Source organism: Streptomyces sp. NPDC047117 (assembly GCF_040643545.1).
GTDB lineage: Bacteria > Actinomycetota > Actinomycetes > Streptomycetales > Streptomycetaceae > Streptomyces.
In genome coordinates this window covers 184,907-200,533 of record NZ_JBEYUN010000013.1, presented here as the reverse complement: position 1 = coordinate 200,533, position 15,627 = coordinate 184,907, and the positions used below count along the sequence as shown (strand labels likewise).

Here is a 15,627-nt window from a genome sequence, read left to right as displayed (position 1 = left end):
GACACACATGGTAGCCGCGACACCCGCCCCCGGGGCGGGGCATCGGCCCACCCCGCCCACCGTTCTGTGCGCGGGAGTTCTGATCATCTTCGAGGGCGCCGCCCGGATCCGCTGGGCGGTCGACGGGACGGGCGACTGGACACCCGTGGGGCTCTGGCCCGGCGCCCGGGAGGCCGACGAGGTCGCGGAGCGCCTGGCACGGCGGCAGCCGCTCCTCGTGGTCCTCGACGGGCTCGACATGCCTGAGGGAGTCGACACGCCTGACGGGATCAACGCCCATAGCGGGATCGACGCGCATGACGGGATCGACGGGCGTGCCGGGCTCGACGCGCATGACGGACTGGACGGGCTCGGTGTCACCGTGCCCGTGTGGCGCGCCGAGCTGGACCGGGCCCCGGCGGATCTCGCCGCCCTGGCCACCGGCGACGGCGACCTCCTCGACCTGCGGGTGCCGGCGCTGACCTGGCTGCCGGCGGAACTGCGGCAGCGCGGTACGGAGTTCTGGCGGGCGACCGGAGCCCGTACGGCCGACGTGCCGCCGGCCCTCCTGCCGCCGCTGCTGCTCGACGGGGCGGGCGAGGCCGCCGACGGCTCCCGCGGCGCCCACCCGCACGTGCGGTTCGCCCGCCGCTCCCGGCCCTCCGCCCTCACCCCGCGGCACCTCGCGGCCGCGGCCGCCCACGCCTTCCCGCACCAGGAGACCCCCTGTGTCTGATCCGCTCCCCCTCGACGGCCGGGTCGTCGCCCTCACCGGCGCCGGCCGCGGCCTCGGCCTCCGCACGACGCGGACCCTCCTCGAACGCGGCGCCCACGTCATCGCCAACGTACGGACGCCCACGGACGAGCTGACGGCGCTCGGCGACGCGCACGCGGGCCGGCTGCACGTCTGCCGGGGCGACATCGGCGAGGAGTCCACGGCCGAGGAGATCGTGCGGTGTGCCGCCGGGCTCGGCCGGCTCGACGCCCTCGTCCACAACGCCGGCATCGCCAAGGACCAGCCGCTGGTGCGGATGCCGGCCGAGGACTGGGACGCGGTGCAGCGCGTCAATCTGCGCGGCGCCTTCCTCGCCACGAAGCACGCGCTGCGGCCGATGATGCGGGCCCGCTCGGGCCGCCTCGTCTATGTCTCCTCCGTCGTCGCGCAGACCGGCAACGCGGGCCAGGCGAGCTACGCGGCGAGCAAGGCCGCACTGCACGGCCTGTCGCTCAGCGTCGCCCAGGAGTACGCCCGGTACGGCATCCGCAGCGTGGTCGTCTCCCCCGGCCTGCTCGACACGGGGCTGGCCGGGGCGCTGCCGGAGAAGGTCTTCGAGCAGAAGGCGGCGCGCTCGCTGACCGGCGTGGTCCCCGCGGAGCGGGTCGCGGCCGCCATCGCGTACCTGCTCCACCCGGACTCCGCCGACATCAACGGCACGGTCCTCCGCGTCGACGGCGGCATCGCGTACTGACGTACGCCGCGACACAGCACGAGAGAACGCGACACACCACGAGCGAAACGGAGCACGGCCCCATGCCTTTGGACCCCGAGGTGCGGCGCGTCGTCGGCACCCTGCCGACGGTGGACTGGGAGTCGGGCCCCGACCCGGCGGCACTCCGCGCCGCGCGCCGCCGCCTCCCGGGCCCCGTCCCGCCCGGCCTGGAGATGCACACGGTCGAGGACCGCACGGTACGGGCGGAGTCCGGCGCTTGCGACGGCGACGGGCACGGACACGCGGTGTCCAGCGGCGGTGACGATCACGCGGTACGGGCGCGGGAGTCCAGCGCCTGCGACGGCGACGGCCACGGGCGCGGGCGCGGGCACGCGGTACGGGTGCGCTGCTACCGGCCGTCGGCCCGGCGCGATCTGCCCCTGGTGCTGTTCTTTCACGGCGGCGGGTTCGTCCTCGGCGATCTGGACACCCAGGACGCCCTGGCGCGCCGTATCGCCCGGGACGCCGAGGCCGTCGTCGTCTCGGTCGACTACCGGCTGGCGCCCGAACACCCGTGCCCCGCGGCCCCCGACGACGCGTTCACCGCGTACCGCTGGGCGTTGCGCCATGCCGCCGCGGAGCTGGGCGCCGATCCCGGCCGGATCGCCGTCTGCGGGGAGAGCGCGGGCGGGAACCTGGCGGCGGGCCTGTGCCTACGGGCCCGGGACGCGGGCCTGCCGCTGCCGGTCCTGCAGCTGCTCTGGTACCCGAGCACCGACTTCCGTGACACGCCCTCCCGGCACGAGAACGCGCACGCCCCGCTGCTCAACCGGGCGGCCCTGCGCTGGCTGGACGCCCAGTACCTGCCACCGGCGCTGCGGGCCGAACCGCCCTCGTGGGCCGCGCCGGCCCGCGCCGCCTCCCTGCACGGCCTGCCCGCCGCGTACGTCCTGGTCGCGCAGTACGACCCGCTGCGCGACGAAGGGGCCGACTACGCCCGGAGGCTGCGGGACGCCGGGGTTCCGGTCCGCTTCGACCTGTGCCCGACGATGCCGCACGGCTTCCTGAGCCTGATCGGTTCGGTGCCGTCCTGCGCCGCGGCGGCTGCGGACTCCTTCGCCGCGCTGCGGCAGGCGCTGTGGCCGCACACCCCCACGGCCGGCGACCTGCCGCCCGCCCCTCCCACCGCCCGACGGAGCCAGTCGTGACCCACCGCGCCCTTCCCGCCCCGGCCAGGACCGCCCACCCCGGCATCCTGGGCGTCGGCGGCTACCGACCGCACCGCGTCGTCCCCAACGAAGAGATCTGCCGGCACATCGACTCCTCCGACGAGTGGATCAGGACCCGCAGCGGCATCCGCACCCGGCGCTGGGCGTCCGCCGAGGAGACGCTCGTCGCGATGGGCGCCCACGCGGCCGGCAAGGCGCTCGCCCAGGCCGGCGTCCGGGCCGACCAGGTCGACTGCGTCATCGTCGCCACCTTCACGCACATGCAGCAGACCCCGGCCGCGGCTCCCATGATCGCCGACCGCATCCGGATACGCGGCGCCGCCGCCTTCGACGTGTCGGCGGGCTGCGCGGGCTTCGTCCACGCCCTCGCCCTCGCCGCCGACGCGATCCGGGCGGGCACCTCGCGGTACGTCCTGGTCGTCGGCGCGGAACGGATGACCGACCTGCTGGACGTGACGGACCGGTCCACCGCGTTCCTCTTCGGCGACGGCGCCGGAGCCGTCGTCCTGGGTCCCGTGGGCGCCAACGCCGTCGGCCCCGTCGTCTGGGGCGCGGACGGGGCCCAGGCAGACGCCATCGCCCAGACCACGCCCTGGAACGAGTGGCACGGGACGACCGGGGAGCACGCCACCCGCCGTCCCGCGCTGCGCCAGGACGGCCAACGTGTCTACCGCTGGGCCGCCTTCGAGATGGCGCGGGTGGCTCAGCAGGCCCTCGACGCGGCCGGCCTGACGCCCGCCGACCTCGACGCGTTCGTCCCGCACCAGGCCAACGTCCGCATCATCGACCACCTCGCCGACCGGCTGCGCCTGCCCTCCCACGTCGCGGTGGCCCGGGACGTGGAGACCACGGGCAACACCTCCGGCGCCTCCATCCCCCTGGCCCTGGACCACCTCCTCCAGCAAGGCACCCTCGCCCCGGGCGCCCGCACCCTCCTCCTCGGCTACGGCGCGGGCCTCTCGTACGCGGCAACGGTGGTCACGCTGCCGTGAGGCCCCGGGGCCCGCCGGGGCGGGTGAGCGGCGCTCAGGCCCCGTCGATGCCCTCGAACCACGTGGGCGCGTCCTCCGTGGCCTGCTTGATCCGGTCGAGCGCGAACGCCTCCATCGGCGGCAGCGCGTCCCGCTCGAACCAGCCGACCTCCAGCGACTCGTCGTCGTTCACACGGGCCTCACCGCCCGTGGCACGGCAGAGGAAGCAGATGTCCATGAACTGGCAGCGGTCGCCGTTGGGGTACGTGACCGGATCCAGGGCCTGTACCAGGAGGACGCGCTCCGGAACGCAGTGGACGGCGGTCTCCTCCAGGACCTCGCGCACGGCGCAGACCGCGGGCTGTTCGCCCGGGTCGGGAATGCCGCCGATGATCGACCAGCGGCCGCTGTCCGCGCGTCGTCCCAGCAGCACCCGGCCCTCGTCGTCGAGAACGATGGCGCTGACACCTGGCATCCAGAGCAGCTGGTGGCCGGCGGTCGCGCGGATTTCGCGGATGAAGTCGGGTGTCGCCATGCCCCGCACCCTAGCGAGCGCCCGGCGGCGGAACGAAATGCTTCCGGCGCGTTACGAGGCTTTCCGCCGTCCGTGCGACCGGGCAAGTGGTGCGGGCCGCCGCTGGGCGGTGACGCGGGCCCTCGCTGGGCGGTGACCTGGCCGGGAGCCGCCGGTTACGCGGTGTCCTGGGCGGGGTGCGGCCCCAGGCCGAGGCGGGAGCGGATGCAGCGGACGGCGGCCTCCGCGTCGTCCACGGTGACGGTGAAGGTGCGGCCGTCGCCGAGCCGGAGGATCACCGCCTCGCCGCGCCGCACGATCACGGCCGTGCCCTGCTCGGGACGCCAGCGGTAGCCCCAGCCGCCCCAGTGGCAGGGCGTGACGCGGGGCGCGAAGTCGACGTCCACCACGTGCGAGAGCGGGATGCGGCGGCGCGGCAGTCCGATGTGGCCGCAGCGCACTTCGAGGCAGTCCTTGTCGACCCGTACGGCCACGTGGACGAAGGCGAGCGTGCCGAAGAGGACGAGCAGTCCGGCGGCGACGCAGCCGACGACGGCCATGAGCAGCGGGGTCGCGCCCGACGTCCAGGCGTTGTCGACCGCCAGCTCGATGCCCAGTGCCATGCACGCCGCTCCTGCAGCGGCCAGCAGCCACTGGAAGCGGTTGGTCGCGCGGCCGTGCCAGACCTCGGGGACGGCCGCGCAGGGCGAGTCCTGCGCGCCGTTGCTGTGGGGGGCAGCTGCCCCCTCCTGGGGGTGGTCCCTCATGGTTCGCAGCGTACGCGTCTTCCCGTCGTGCGGCAGCGGGCGGTACGACGCTCCGTGACGTCTGAGACGTCGAGCGGTGAGTGTGCCGAAGGAGGCGGAGCCGATCCTTCAGTTGACGCACTCCGTAATGGGGCGGCTCCGTTGCGTGCCAAGCCGTTGCGGGGCCGCTGCGCCCGAGGGGCGCGCCTGCGCTGCACCCGAGGAGGGGCGGCCAGCGGGCCCTCTGCGGGTGGAGGGGACGCTAACGGGCCGGTTCGGCGGTGGGCTCTCCGGGTGCGGGGACCGCGGCACCTCGAGGAGCGGCGGAACCGGCGTCCATACCGGCGAGCAGCCTGCCCTCTTCGTAGGCCAGCGCCGTCCCCGGGAGCGAGCCGGCGCGTCCGCTGAGGATGACGGTCAGCTCGCGGCTCGGAGTGGCCGCGGGAGCCGGCTCGGCACCGATGCGGCGCAGCGCCTGCGCGGCGACCGCCTCCGCAGAGCCGTACAGGGTGAGCGCGGGCCCCTCCGGGCTCTGGAGCGCGTCCCTGATGCGGTCGGCGACCAGCTCGTAGTGGGTGCAGCCGAGCACGACGCCACGTACGCCCGGTGGAGTGAGGGCAGCCGCCGCGGTGACCGCGGCGGCGATCGCCGCGTCGTCGGCGGCCTCGACCGCGTCGGCGAGACCGGGGCACGGCACCTCGGCGACCTCGATGTCCGCCGCGAACGACCGGATCAGGCCCCGCTGGTACGGGCTGCCGGTGGTGGCGGGCGTGGCCCAGATGGCCACCGGGCCGCCGGCCGCCGCCGCGGGCTTGATCGCGGGGACCGTCCCGATCACCGGGAGGCCCGGCTCCAGCTCGGCGCGGAGCGTGGGCAGCGCATGCACGGAGGCCGTGTTGCAGGCGACGATCAGGACGTCCGGACGGTGCGCTGCGGCGTTCCTGGCGACCGCGAGCGCGCGCCCCGTGAGGTCGGCCGCGGTACGCGGGCCCCAGGGCATGCCATCGGGGTCGGAGGAGATGACGAGACCGGCGTCGGGGCGGAGCCGCCGCACGGCCGCGGCCGCAGCGAGCAGGCCGGTACCGGAGTCCATCAGCGCGATCTTCACCCGGACACTTTACTCAGCCGGACCCGGTACGGGCCGCACCGGGCCGGTTCCACGGCGGAGGATGCGCCGTGCGGCACACTGCCGGGGTGGCTGTGATGGCGTGGATCGCTGGGGCGTCGCTGGTGGCGTGGGGCTGGCTGCTGGCGGGCCAGGGCTTCTTCTGGCGGACGGACGTACGGCTGCCACCCGGCACGGACGTACGGCTGCCTCCCGGGACGGACGCAAGGCTGCGACCCGGCACGGCCCCACGGCCGCCGGACGGCCGCGCAGGGCCCGTGCGGGGGCTTCCCGAGCCGCCCGCCGAGTGGCCCTCCGTGGCCGTCGTCGTCCCCGCGCGGGACGAGGCGGAGGTGTTGCCGCTCAGCCTGCCGTCGCTGCTGGCGCAGGCGTATCCGGGCCGTGCCGAGATCGTCCTCGTCGACGACGACAGTACGGACGGCACCGGCGAACTGGCCCGGGCGCTGGCCGACGGACACGGCGGGCTGCCGCTGACCGTGACCTCGCCCGGCGAGCCGGCCCCGGGGTGGACGGGCAAACTGTGGGCGGTGCGGCACGGCATGGCGCTCTCCCGGGAGCGGACGGACGCGGAGTACGTGCTGCTGACCGACGCGGACATCGCGCACGGACCGGACAGCCTGCGCGCCCTCGTGTCCGCGGCCCGCGCGGCCGACCTGGACCTGGTGTCGCAGATGGCGCGGCTGCGGGTGACGGACTTCTGGGAGCGGCTGATCGTCCCCGCCTTCGTGTACTTCTTCGGCCAGCTGTACCCGTTCCGCTGGGTGAACCGGCCGGGCACGCGTACCGCGGCGGCGGCCGGCGGCTGCGTCCTGCTGCGCCGGGACGCAGCCGAGCGGGCCGGCATTCCGGAGCGCATCCGGCACGCGGTGATCGACGACGTGACGCTGTCCCGCGCCGTGAAGCGCTCCGGGGGCCGGCACGGTCCGGGCACGGGACGGATCTGGCTGGGACTCGCGGACCACGTGGACAGCGTGCGGCCGTACCCGCGCCTGGCCGACCTGTGGCGGATGGTGGCGCGCAGCGCGTACGCACAACTGCTGCACAGCCCGCTGCTCCTGGTGGGCACGGTCCTGGGCCTGGCGCTGGTCTACCTGGCGCCGCCGGTCGCGCTGGTCGCCGGCCTGGTGGGCGGCAGCGCGCCGGTCGCGCTCCTCGGGGGCCTCGCCTGGGTGGTGATGACGGGCACCTATCTGCCGATGCTGCGCTACTACCGTCAGCCGCCGTGGACGGCGCCCCTGTTGCCGTTCACCGCGCTGCTGTACCTCCTGATGACGGTCGACTCGGCCGTGCAGCACTACCGGGGGCGCGGCGCCGCCTGGAAGGGACGGACGTACGGGGCGCCGCCCTCGAGAGCGGGGACCACTTCCGAGGAGGCGTCCGAAGGCGCGTAGCCGCGCGGCCGGGCACGGGCCCGTGCGGCTGCTCGGCTCACTTCCGGCCCGGCGCCCACCGCATTCCCCAGCCGTACGCCTGGTCCACCGTGCGCTGCGGGCTGACGCCCCGCTCGGGGACGAGGTAGCGGGCCTCTCGCTGGACGACCAGTTCGCTGCCCGTATTGAGGAGCAGCGCCAGTGCGCACACGTTGGACGGCACGGTGCACTCGTCGAGGGAGAAGTCGACGGGCGCGCCGCGCTGCGGGGTGAGGGTGACCGTGGCGTTGAGGTCACCAAAGCTGCGCGCGCCTTCGTAGATGGTGACGAAGAAGAGGATCCGCTTGATGAGGTGCTGGTGGTCGAGGTTGACCGTGAGGTTCTCGCCGGCGGCCACGGCGCCGGTGCGGTCGTCGCCGTCGAGGTGGAGGTAGGGCGGCGCGTGCAGGGAGCCGAAGGCGTTGCCCAGGGCCTGTACGACGCCCTTGCTGCCGTCGGTCAGTTCGTACAGCGCGCCCAGGTCCAGGTCGAGGGCGGCGGGACCGGCGAGCGCGCGGCTCAGCTTGCGGCCCCAGCCCGACCCCTGGGGCGCCGGGCGCATCTGCCAGTTGAGGTTCACCCGCAGCGCGCCCGAGGTGCCGCCCTGCTTCGTCAGCGAGACGGCGGGGGCGTCCTTCGTGAGGGTGACTTTCGACAGACGTACGGGGGTGGGGGCGGACGGGCTTGCGGTATGCGCCGGGGGCGCGGGGGTTGACGCACCGGGTTGACCCGGCGTCGCCGAGTGCGCCGGTGCGGCCACGGGCGCCCCGGGGGCGACGGCGGGCGCCGGGGCAGGAGGCTGCAAGGGGGCCGGAGCGGGCGGCTGCGCGGGCGCCGGGCCCGGATCGTCCACGCTGATCCCGTAGTCCGTGGCCAGTCCGGCCAGCCCGCGGTCGTAGCCCTGGCCGACCGCGCGGAACTTCCAGCCGCCCTGCCTGCGGTAGAGCTCGCCGAGCACGAAGGCGGTCTCCACGGTGGCGTCCTGGCTGTCGAACCGCACGAGTTCGGCACCCCCGGAGGCCGCGACCGCGGCCCCCGGAGAGTCGGCGCCGCCCGCCTTCGTGCCCGTCGCGTCGAGGACCCGAATGCTCAGCTCCGGTACCTGCCCGAACGTTCCGCCGTCCGCGGAGGCCGCGAGCACCACTCGCTCGACCGCCGGTTCCACGGCGGTGAGGTCGACGGCGAGGACGTCGGCGGCGGTGCCGTCCGCGGTCCGCTTGCCCTCGTGGCGCACGGCGCCCGAGGCGTGCGCCGGCTGGTTGTAGAACACGAAGTCGCCGTCGTCCCGCACCTTGCCGCCGGCCAGCAGCAGCGCGGAGGCGTCCACGTCCGGGACGCCCGGCCCGGTCCGCCAGCTCAGCTCGATCCGTACCGCGCCGGCCTCCACCGGAGCGTTGCCCCCCTTGGGCATCGACATGGCCGCCTCCTTCGGTTTCGCGCGCCCGCTTCGCGGCACGCCGTCTCCCAACCTAGGGGGTCTCCGACATGCTCCGGACCTGGCGGCGAAGGCAAGATTTCACCTTCCGGTGAGCGGCTCTTTACACGTTTCAAACGGGTGTTGGCGACCGATTTTCCCAGGTTCACCCACATTGGTGATCCGCCACCACTACCGACACGTAAAACAACCCTCTTTTCAGGCTCCCCAACCAGCACATCGTGGGCTTAACTTAAGAGGCATGACCTCCCCCCGCTCTACCTACGGCGGCGGCTACTACGCTTCGCCCTCCTTCCCGGACACCCCGATCTACGACAGCCTCGTCGCCGAGCGCGGCACACCCCAGATCGCGCCGATCAGGGTCCAGCCCCCGTACGACATCGGGTCGTCGTCCTCGTACTCCGCACCGGCCCTGCCGGCGCTGCCCGCGCTCCCCTCCGGCCCGTCCCACACGCCCGCCCAGCAGGGGTATCCCGGCCAGGCGCCGATGCAGCCGGCACCCGCGCCGTACATCCCGCAGCAGTCCGCGGGACAGGGCTATCCGAGCCAGCACCAGCAGCCCCGGCGCCCGATGAGCACCGGATACGAGGCGATGCGCCCGGCGGCCCCGGTCGCGCCGCGCCCCGCTCCGTACGAGGACCCGTACGGCCGCCCGCAGCATCCGCGCGGCTACTGACGCCGACGTCCGGACAACTGTCCTGCCGCCCGGCCAATTGTCCGACCCGGCTGGCAGGATGGGCACATGCCGAACTCGCGCCTCCGTGCCCTCCAGCTGTACCCGGTGAAGTCGCTCGCGGGGACCGCCCCCGGCTCCGCCGACGTGGAGCCGTGGGGCCTGGCGGGAGACCGGCGCTGGCTCGTCGTCGACGAGCAGCGGCGGCTCGTCACGCAGCGGTCGCGGCCGCGGCTGGCGCTGGCCGCGGCGGAGGCAGGGCCTGACGGGGGAATCAGGCTCAGCGCGCCGGGGATGACGGACCTGTCCGTGGCGGTCCCCGACCCCGGCGCGACGGTGCCGGTGCAGGTCTTCCGCGACAAGGTCGAGGCCGTGCCCGCGTCCACCGCGGCAGCGGACTGGTTCAGCACGTACCTGGAAACCGAGGTCACGCTCGTTCACATGGACGACCCGGCCGTCCGCCGGCCCGTGCGCCAGGACTACGGACGGCCGGGCGACACGGTGAGCTTCGCGGACGCGTTCCCGCTGCTGCTCACCACCGTGTCGTCGCTGGACGCCCTCAACTCCCTCATCGCCCAGGGCGACCACGCCGACGAGGGACCGCTGCCGATGGACCGCTTCCGGCCGAACGTCGTCGTCGAGGGCACGGCGCCATGGGCCGAGGACGACTGGCAGCGGGTGCGGATCGGCGAGGTGACCTTCCGTGCCGTCAAGCCCTCCGACCGCTGCGTGGTGACCACCACCGACCAGCGCACCGCCGAGCGGGGCAAGGAGCCGCTGCGCACGCTCGCCCGGCACCGCCGCATCGGCGACGACCTCGTGTTCGGGCAGAACCTCATACCCGAATCGCGCGGCACTCTCCGCGTCGGTGATCCCTTCGAGGTCCTGAGCTGACGTCAGCACGTGTTCTTACGCCGTCGCCACCACGCCTTCGCAAGCCGTCGCGTCCACGCCGCAGCGCCCTTCCGTGCGCACTCCACGGAGTGCGGCGCAGCCGGGCTACGCACGTTGCTGTGCGCACGGCGCACCCCTAGTCAGCCGCGTTGCGGGGCCCTGTCCCGCCTGCCTAGAGTGAACGCACTGCGGTTGCGACAGGGAGATTCACTTGCGGAGGACCGCCGGGGACGCGACGGGAGATCGCCTCATCCCCGTGCACCACATGCGCCCGGGCGACCATGCCTTCGTCAGTTACGACAACGACGAGGTCCGCTGGGAAGTCCTGACCGCCTTCACCCGTCTCGGCCTTGCCCGGGGCGAGCGGGTCATCGTCTTCCCGCGCCCCGGCACCCCTCAGGAAGAGGTCCTGGCGCGGCTGGACTTCCCGAACCGCACCACGGCCACGGCCCGCATCAGAGGACAGTTGGTGCTCAGCAGCATGCGCCGGCTCATCAGCCCCGATCCCGTCTTCACGGCGGACCGGCAGTGGAGCCGGCTGCGCGAGGAGACCGCGCGGGCTGTAACGGAGGGGTACACGGGCCTGCGGACGTTCATCGACATGCACTGGGTGCCGGCCCTCGGCGCGGACGTGCGCACGATGATGCACCGCGAGTCGAACGCCCACGACCTGTTCACGGGGCGCCCGTACAGCGAGATCTGCGCGTACGACCGGCGCTGGTTCACGCCGGAGGTGCTCACCGCCATGGCTGAGGCGCATCCCCGCAACCTCCTCGAAAAGCTCGGCGCGCTGCGTACGGTGCGCGCTCCGGACGGCGCGCTGCGCTTCGTGGGCGAGGCCGACGCCGCCACGAAGCAGCGTTTCCTCACCGCCGTGGAACTCGCCCTCCTGCAGAGCACGGGCGCCGGCCGGCTCGCTCTGGACCTGACCGGGCTGCACTTTCTTTCGGTCGGCTGTGCCGCCGGTCTCCTCACGCTCGTCCAGGAGGCGGGCCGTCATCACCGGGTCGGGATCCGGTGCGGGCCCGTGCACATCGGCCTCCTGCGGAGGCTGGGAGCGGGGTCGATCCCGCGGCTGACCCTGTCGGAGGTGGCACGCCCGTGCTGATCCCCGAGTCCGCCCGCCCCCAGGGCACGGGCAACGAACCGAGCGTCAGATACCTGCTCCAGCGGCGGTTCACGGCCCGGCTGCTCCCCCAGGTGCGCCTGCTCGTCGAGGAGTGCGCGGCCCGTGAGGGGCTGGCCGAGCCGCGGCGCGGGGAGTTCGTGCTGGCTGTCGACGAGGTGGCGAGCAACGCCGTGGAGCACGCGGGCGGCAGCGGCCGGCTGGTGCTGCGCCGGACCGACCACGAGCTGGAGTGCCTGGTCATCGACTCGGGTCCGGGCTTCACCGAGGCCGTCATCCCCGAGCTGCTGCCGGGCCTGGACGGTGCGCCCACCGGTCGCGGGCTGTGGATGGCCCGGCTGGTCGCCGACCGGCTGTCGATCACGCCGGGTCCGACGGACGGCGCGATGGTCACGCTGGCCGTCCGGCTGCCCTGATCGCCCCGGGAGGGCCACTGGACGGCCGCTGAGCGCCCTGCCGCCGCCTCCCGCGCCAAGACCCCCACCGGTCACGTTCCGGGGCCTTCTCGTGGCCGTTTCGCGATCTCCCCACCGCCTTCACCGCATCCGACGGCGATAGGATGGAGCCCCGTACCGGGTGGGCGCCGGATGCCTCGCGCCCCGCAGCACCTTGCCCCTCCCGCGCCACGCGCCCTGTCGCAGCGGCTGCCGCGGAGCACGGTCATGTCCCGTGATTTTGCTCTCCACTTCGCGAAAACCGTGCATGAAGGGCCCGGAATGAGGTAGTTACGCACACGGAAGGGGGGTGCCGGACGGTGCGAGCGATGAGTGGGGTGTGGCGTTGGCGGCGGAATCCGCTGCGACGCAGAACTGATCTTGCAGAAGCATGGCTGGCGCTCGCCGCCGCCGTGCTGATCGCCCTCGGGGGCACGGCGGTCGGCTGGGCGACCGCCCGGACCGCCGACGAGGCGCTCCAGCAGGGCGTGCGGGCCCAGCAGTCCCAACGGCACCTGGTGTGGGTGCAGGTGGACCGGCTGCTGCCGCATCCCCCCGTGGACCCCGACCCCGAGACGGCCACCCGCCGCGACGCACACCGCAGGGTGCTCGCCAACTGGCGCGGCGTGGACGGCAGCCGGCACCTCGGACCGGTCGCGGCCCCGCGCCCCGTGGAGCCCGGCGACCGCTTCCGCATCTGGACCGACGACCGCGGCCGGCCCATGGCCCGCCCCATGGACGCGTCCACCGCGAGCTCCCACGCGGTACTCGCCGGACTGGGCGCCGGCGCGCTCGCCGGAGCCGCCGTCGAGGGCGGCCGCCGGCTGGTGATGTGGCAGCTGATGCGCCGCCGGTACCGCCACTGGGACGAGGCGTGGGAGCGCGCCGGCCAGGACTGGGGACGGGCCGGCGCCGGCAGCTGAGCCGCCCGCCGCCCCCTCGTGCGGCAACCCTCACCCCGTCGTGCGGCAAGCCGGCGACCACGTCAACTGCCTTGCCCGGAGCGCGCTACGGTGGTGCAGCCAGCCGCTCGGCTGGGGCCTGCGAAGCCCGTACGCGGACATACACGCGCGTACCACCGCGGGCCGGAAACAGCCGCACGAGGTGGGGGCACGACATCGCCATGGCACAGGGCTCGGTCCAGGTCACGCACTCCGGGACGTCGCGCTGGCGGCGTCGCACAGGGGAGTACAGCTCCCTGGCCGCCGCCCTCGAAGCCGCCGGGGACGGCGATGTACTGACCGTCGCGGCCGGCACCTACCGGGAGAACCTCGTACTGCGCCGCGCGGTGACGCTGCGCGGGCCCGACGGGGCGCGCGGTTCGGTGCGGATCGCCCCCACGGACGGCGTGGCGCTGACCGTACGGGCCTCGGCGACCGTGCAGGACCTGCACGTGGAGGCGCAGGACTCGGCGGCGCCCGCGCTGCTGGTGGAGGACGGCGCACCGGAGCTGTCCGGGCTGCGCGTGGTGACGCGGTCGGCGGCCGGCATCGAGGTGCGCGGCGGCGCCCGGCCCACGGTGCGGCGGTGCACGGTCGACAATCCGGGCGGCGTGGGCATCAGCGTGCTGGACGAGGCGGGCGGCGTCTTCGAGGAGTGCGAGGTGCTGGCGGCCGGGCAGGCGGGCGTAGCGGTGCGCGGCGGGGCGCATCCGCGGTTGGAGCGCTGCCGGGTGCACCACGCGAGCGGAGCGGGCCTCTCGGTGAACGGCGAGGGCAGCGCGGTCGAGGCGATCGGCTGCGAGCTGTACGAGATCAAGGGCGCGGGCGTGCAGGTCGCCTCGCGCGCGACCGGGCACCTCACCGACTGCACGGTGCACCGCACCTCGGCGGACGGCGTCACCCTCGACACGGACGCGGTGCTCACGGTCGCCGACTGCGACATTCACGACATACCCGAGAACGCGCTGGATCTGCGGTCGCGTTCGGTGCTGACGCTGACGCGCAGCCGGGTGCGGCACTTCGGACGCAACGGCCTGTCCGTGTGGGACCCGGGCACGCGGGTGGACGCCAACCAGTGCGAGATCCACGACAGTACGGGCGACTACCCGGCGGTGTGGGTGAGCGACGGCGCGACGGCCGTCCTGGACTCGACCCGGGTGCACGACGTGCCGGACGCGCTCTTCGTGCTGGACCGCGGCTCGCGGGCGGATGTGGTCGATTCCGATCTGTCCCAGGTACGGAACACCGCCGTCTCGGTCAGCGACGGGGCCACCGTGCAGCTGGACGACTGCCGCATCCGGGAGGCCGCGACCGGCGCGTGGTTCCGGGACCACGGCAGCGGCGGCACGCTCTCGGGGTGCACGTTCGAGGACACCCAGACCGGCGTGATCGTCACCAAGGGCGCCGACCCGACGATCGAGCGGTGCACGGTGAGCGCGCCGGCCGAGGCGGGCTTCTACGTGTCGGCGGAAGGCCGCGGCACGTTCCACGGCTGCCGCGTCACGGGCAGCTCCGGGTACGGCTTCCACGTGATCGACGGCTGCCGTACGACGCTGACGCGGTGCCGTACGGAGCGGTGCGCGCGCGGCGGGTACGAGTTCGCCGAGGACGGGCCGACGGCGGTGGACTGCACGAGCGACGAGAGCCGGATGACGCAGCCGGCGGCCGCCGCGGCGCCGACCGTCCCGCCCATGCCTGCGACGGCCCCGGCGATCGCCCCCGCCGCACAGCCCGGCGCGGTCACGGCGGGCCTGCTGGGCGGCGCCCCCGCGGCGCCGGCGGCGGCCGCGGCGACCGCCCCGCCGGTCCCGGACACCCGCCCCTCCGACGAGGTCCTCGGCGAGCTGGACACGCTGGTCGGCCTGGACAGCGTCAAGCGCGAGGTGCGCAGCCTGATCAACATGATCGAGGTGGGCCGGCGCCGGCAGCAGGCGGGCCTGAAGGCCGCCTCGGTCCGCCGCCACCTGGTCTTCACCGGCTCCCCCGGTACGGGCAAGACCACCGTCGCCCGGCTGTACGGCGAGATCCTGGCGTCCCTCGGGGTGCTGGAGCGGGGCCACCTCGTGGAGGTCTCCCGTGTGGACCTCGTGGGCGAGCACATCGGCTCGACGGCGATCCGTACCCAGGAGGCGTTCGACCGGGCGCGCGGCGGGGTGCTCTTCATCGACGAGGCGTACGCGCTGTCCCCGGAGGACTCCGGACGGGACTTCGGGCGCGAGGCCATCGACACCCTGGTGAAGCTGATGGAGGACCACCGGGAGGCGGTGGTGGTCATCGTGGCGGGCTACACCTCCGAGATGGAGCGCTTCCTCGCGGTCAACCCCGGTGTCGCGTCGCGTTTCTCGCGGACCATCAGGTTCGGCGACTACGACCCCGAGGAGCTGCTGCGGATCGTCGGGCAGCAGGCCGAGGAGCAGGAGTACCACCTCGTGGACGGCACCTCCGAAGCGCTGTTGAAGTACTTCACCGCGCTCCCTAAGGGTCCGTCGTTCGGCAACGGGCGCACCGCCCGCCAGACGTTCGAAGCAATGGTCGAACGCCACGCGAGCCGCGTCGCCCAGCTCCCCGACCCCAATACCGACGACCTCACCCACCTCTACGCCGAGGACCTGCCGACGCTGCCGTGAGGGCGGGGGCTCTGCCCCACCCTCACGGCTGGTGGCCATGAAGACCGTTTACGGGGCGCCGCTGACTGTGCCAGCCTGACGCGAGATCAAATA

The 15,627-nt window shown here is 74.2% G+C and carries 15 protein-coding genes; 11 read left to right on the top strand and 4 right to left on the bottom strand.

Annotation, left to right across the window (positions count from 1 at the left end; translation table 11 throughout):
- Positions 1-7: 7 nt before the first annotated feature.
- From ABZ840_RS25040 to ABZ840_RS25025, 4 genes are all read left to right on the top strand, one after another.
- The gene (locus tag ABZ840_RS25040; RefSeq protein WP_361562410.1) at positions 8-715 is read left to right on the top strand and encodes a hypothetical protein; all 708 of its coding nucleotides are present in this window, start codon (positions 8-10) and stop codon (positions 713-715) included.
- On the top strand, positions 708-1,448 hold the full coding sequence (locus tag ABZ840_RS25035) for an SDR family NAD(P)-dependent oxidoreductase (RefSeq protein ID WP_361562408.1): 741 nt from the start codon (positions 708-710) through the stop codon (positions 1,446-1,448). The genes ABZ840_RS25040 and ABZ840_RS25035 overlap by 8 nt, the downstream gene beginning before the upstream one ends.
- Positions 1,449-1,510: 62 nt before the next feature.
- On the top strand, positions 1,511-2,617 hold the full coding sequence (locus tag ABZ840_RS25030) for an alpha/beta hydrolase (RefSeq protein ID WP_361562407.1): 1,107 nt from the start codon (positions 1,511-1,513) through the stop codon (positions 2,615-2,617).
- Complete coding sequence (locus tag ABZ840_RS25025) at positions 2,614-3,630, top strand: beta-ketoacyl-ACP synthase III (RefSeq protein ID WP_361562405.1); 1,017 nt, start codon at positions 2,614-2,616, stop codon at positions 3,628-3,630. Before ABZ840_RS25030 ends, ABZ840_RS25025 begins: the two co-directional genes overlap by 4 nt.
- A 34-nt stretch (positions 3,631-3,664) precedes the next feature.
- Here the strand turns inward: ABZ840_RS25025 and ABZ840_RS25020 are convergent, their stop codons facing one another.
- The 3 genes from ABZ840_RS25020 to ABZ840_RS25010 form a co-directional block, all read right to left on the bottom strand.
- Positions 3,665-4,144, bottom strand: a complete 480-nt coding sequence (locus ABZ840_RS25020; RefSeq protein ID WP_361562404.1) for an NUDIX domain-containing protein — start codon at positions 4,142-4,144, stop codon at positions 3,665-3,667.
- Positions 4,145-4,299: 155 nt separating this feature from the next.
- Positions 4,300-4,890 (bottom strand): hypothetical protein, encoded by a 591-nt coding sequence (locus ABZ840_RS25015; RefSeq protein ID WP_361562402.1) that lies wholly within the window; start codon positions 4,888-4,890, stop codon positions 4,300-4,302.
- 241 nt (positions 4,891-5,131) lie between these two features.
- Positions 5,132-5,977, bottom strand: coding sequence for an aspartate/glutamate racemase family protein (locus ABZ840_RS25010; protein ID WP_361562401.1), 846 nt, complete (start codon positions 5,975-5,977; stop codon positions 5,132-5,134).
- 95 nt (positions 5,978-6,072) lie between these two features.
- Here ABZ840_RS25010 and ABZ840_RS25005 point away from each other — a divergent pair, with 95 nt between their 5' ends.
- Positions 6,073-7,386 (top strand): glycosyltransferase, encoded by a 1,314-nt coding sequence (locus tag ABZ840_RS25005; RefSeq protein WP_361562399.1) that lies wholly within the window; start codon positions 6,073-6,075, stop codon positions 7,384-7,386.
- Between the two features lie 37 nt (positions 7,387-7,423).
- Here the strand turns inward: ABZ840_RS25005 and ABZ840_RS25000 are convergent, their stop codons facing one another.
- Positions 7,424-8,821, bottom strand: coding sequence for a TerD family protein (locus ABZ840_RS25000; RefSeq protein ID WP_361562398.1), 1,398 nt, complete (start codon positions 8,819-8,821; stop codon positions 7,424-7,426).
- Positions 8,822-9,080: 259 nt separating this feature from the next.
- Here ABZ840_RS25000 and ABZ840_RS24995 point away from each other — a divergent pair, with 259 nt between their 5' ends.
- The 6 genes from ABZ840_RS24995 to ABZ840_RS24970 all read left to right on the top strand — a co-directional run bounded on the left by ABZ840_RS24995 (position 9,081) and on the right by ABZ840_RS24970 (position 15,534).
- Positions 9,081-9,515, top strand: coding sequence for a DUF6643 family protein (locus ABZ840_RS24995; RefSeq protein ID WP_361562396.1), 435 nt, complete (start codon positions 9,081-9,083; stop codon positions 9,513-9,515).
- 66 nt (positions 9,516-9,581) lie between these two features.
- Entirely contained in the window at positions 9,582-10,406 is an 825-nt protein-coding gene (locus tag ABZ840_RS24990) for an MOSC N-terminal beta barrel domain-containing protein (protein WP_361562395.1), read from the top strand.
- Between the two features lie 211 nt (positions 10,407-10,617).
- Positions 10,618-11,514: an MEDS domain-containing protein gene (locus ABZ840_RS24985; protein WP_361562393.1), complete on the top strand. Its 897-nt coding sequence runs from the start codon at positions 10,618-10,620 to the stop codon at positions 11,512-11,514.
- The gene (locus tag ABZ840_RS24980) at positions 11,508-11,948 is read left to right on the top strand and encodes an ATP-binding protein (RefSeq protein ID WP_361562391.1); all 441 of its coding nucleotides are present in this window, start codon (positions 11,508-11,510) and stop codon (positions 11,946-11,948) included. The genes ABZ840_RS24985 and ABZ840_RS24980 overlap by 7 nt, the downstream gene beginning before the upstream one ends.
- Before the next feature lie 347 nt (positions 11,949-12,295).
- Positions 12,296-12,889, top strand: coding sequence for a hypothetical protein (locus ABZ840_RS24975; RefSeq protein WP_361562389.1), 594 nt, complete (start codon positions 12,296-12,298; stop codon positions 12,887-12,889).
- 200 nt (positions 12,890-13,089) lie between these two features.
- The gene (locus ABZ840_RS24970; protein ID WP_361562387.1) at positions 13,090-15,534 is read left to right on the top strand and encodes a right-handed parallel beta-helix repeat-containing protein; all 2,445 of its coding nucleotides are present in this window, start codon (positions 13,090-13,092) and stop codon (positions 15,532-15,534) included.
- Positions 15,535-15,627 lie beyond the last annotated feature (93 nt).

Coding starts and splice junctions, on each gene's coding strand:
- ABZ840_RS24995 (WP_361562396.1), top strand. CDS start 9,081: ATGACCTCCCCCCGCTCTACCTACGGCGGCGGCTACTACGCTTCGCCC.
- ABZ840_RS25040 (WP_361562410.1), top strand. CDS start 8: ATGGTAGCCGCGACACCCGCCCCCGGGGCGGGGCATCGGCCCACCCCG.
- ABZ840_RS25015 (WP_361562402.1), bottom strand. CDS start 4,890: ATGAGGGACCACCCCCAGGAGGGGGCAGCTGCCCCCCACAGCAACGGC.
- ABZ840_RS24970 (WP_361562387.1), top strand. CDS start 13,090: ATGGCACAGGGCTCGGTCCAGGTCACGCACTCCGGGACGTCGCGCTGG.
- ABZ840_RS24990 (WP_361562395.1), top strand. CDS start 9,582: ATGCCGAACTCGCGCCTCCGTGCCCTCCAGCTGTACCCGGTGAAGTCG.
- ABZ840_RS25005 (WP_361562399.1), top strand. CDS start 6,073: ATGGCGTGGATCGCTGGGGCGTCGCTGGTGGCGTGGGGCTGGCTGCTG.
- ABZ840_RS25020 (WP_361562404.1), bottom strand. CDS start 4,144: ATGGCGACACCCGACTTCATCCGCGAAATCCGCGCGACCGCCGGCCAC.
- ABZ840_RS24975 (WP_361562389.1), top strand. CDS start 12,296: ATGAGTGGGGTGTGGCGTTGGCGGCGGAATCCGCTGCGACGCAGAACT.
- ABZ840_RS25030 (WP_361562407.1), top strand. CDS start 1,511: ATGCCTTTGGACCCCGAGGTGCGGCGCGTCGTCGGCACCCTGCCGACG.
- ABZ840_RS25000 (WP_361562398.1), bottom strand. CDS start 8,821: ATGTCGATGCCCAAGGGGGGCAACGCTCCGGTGGAGGCCGGCGCGGTA.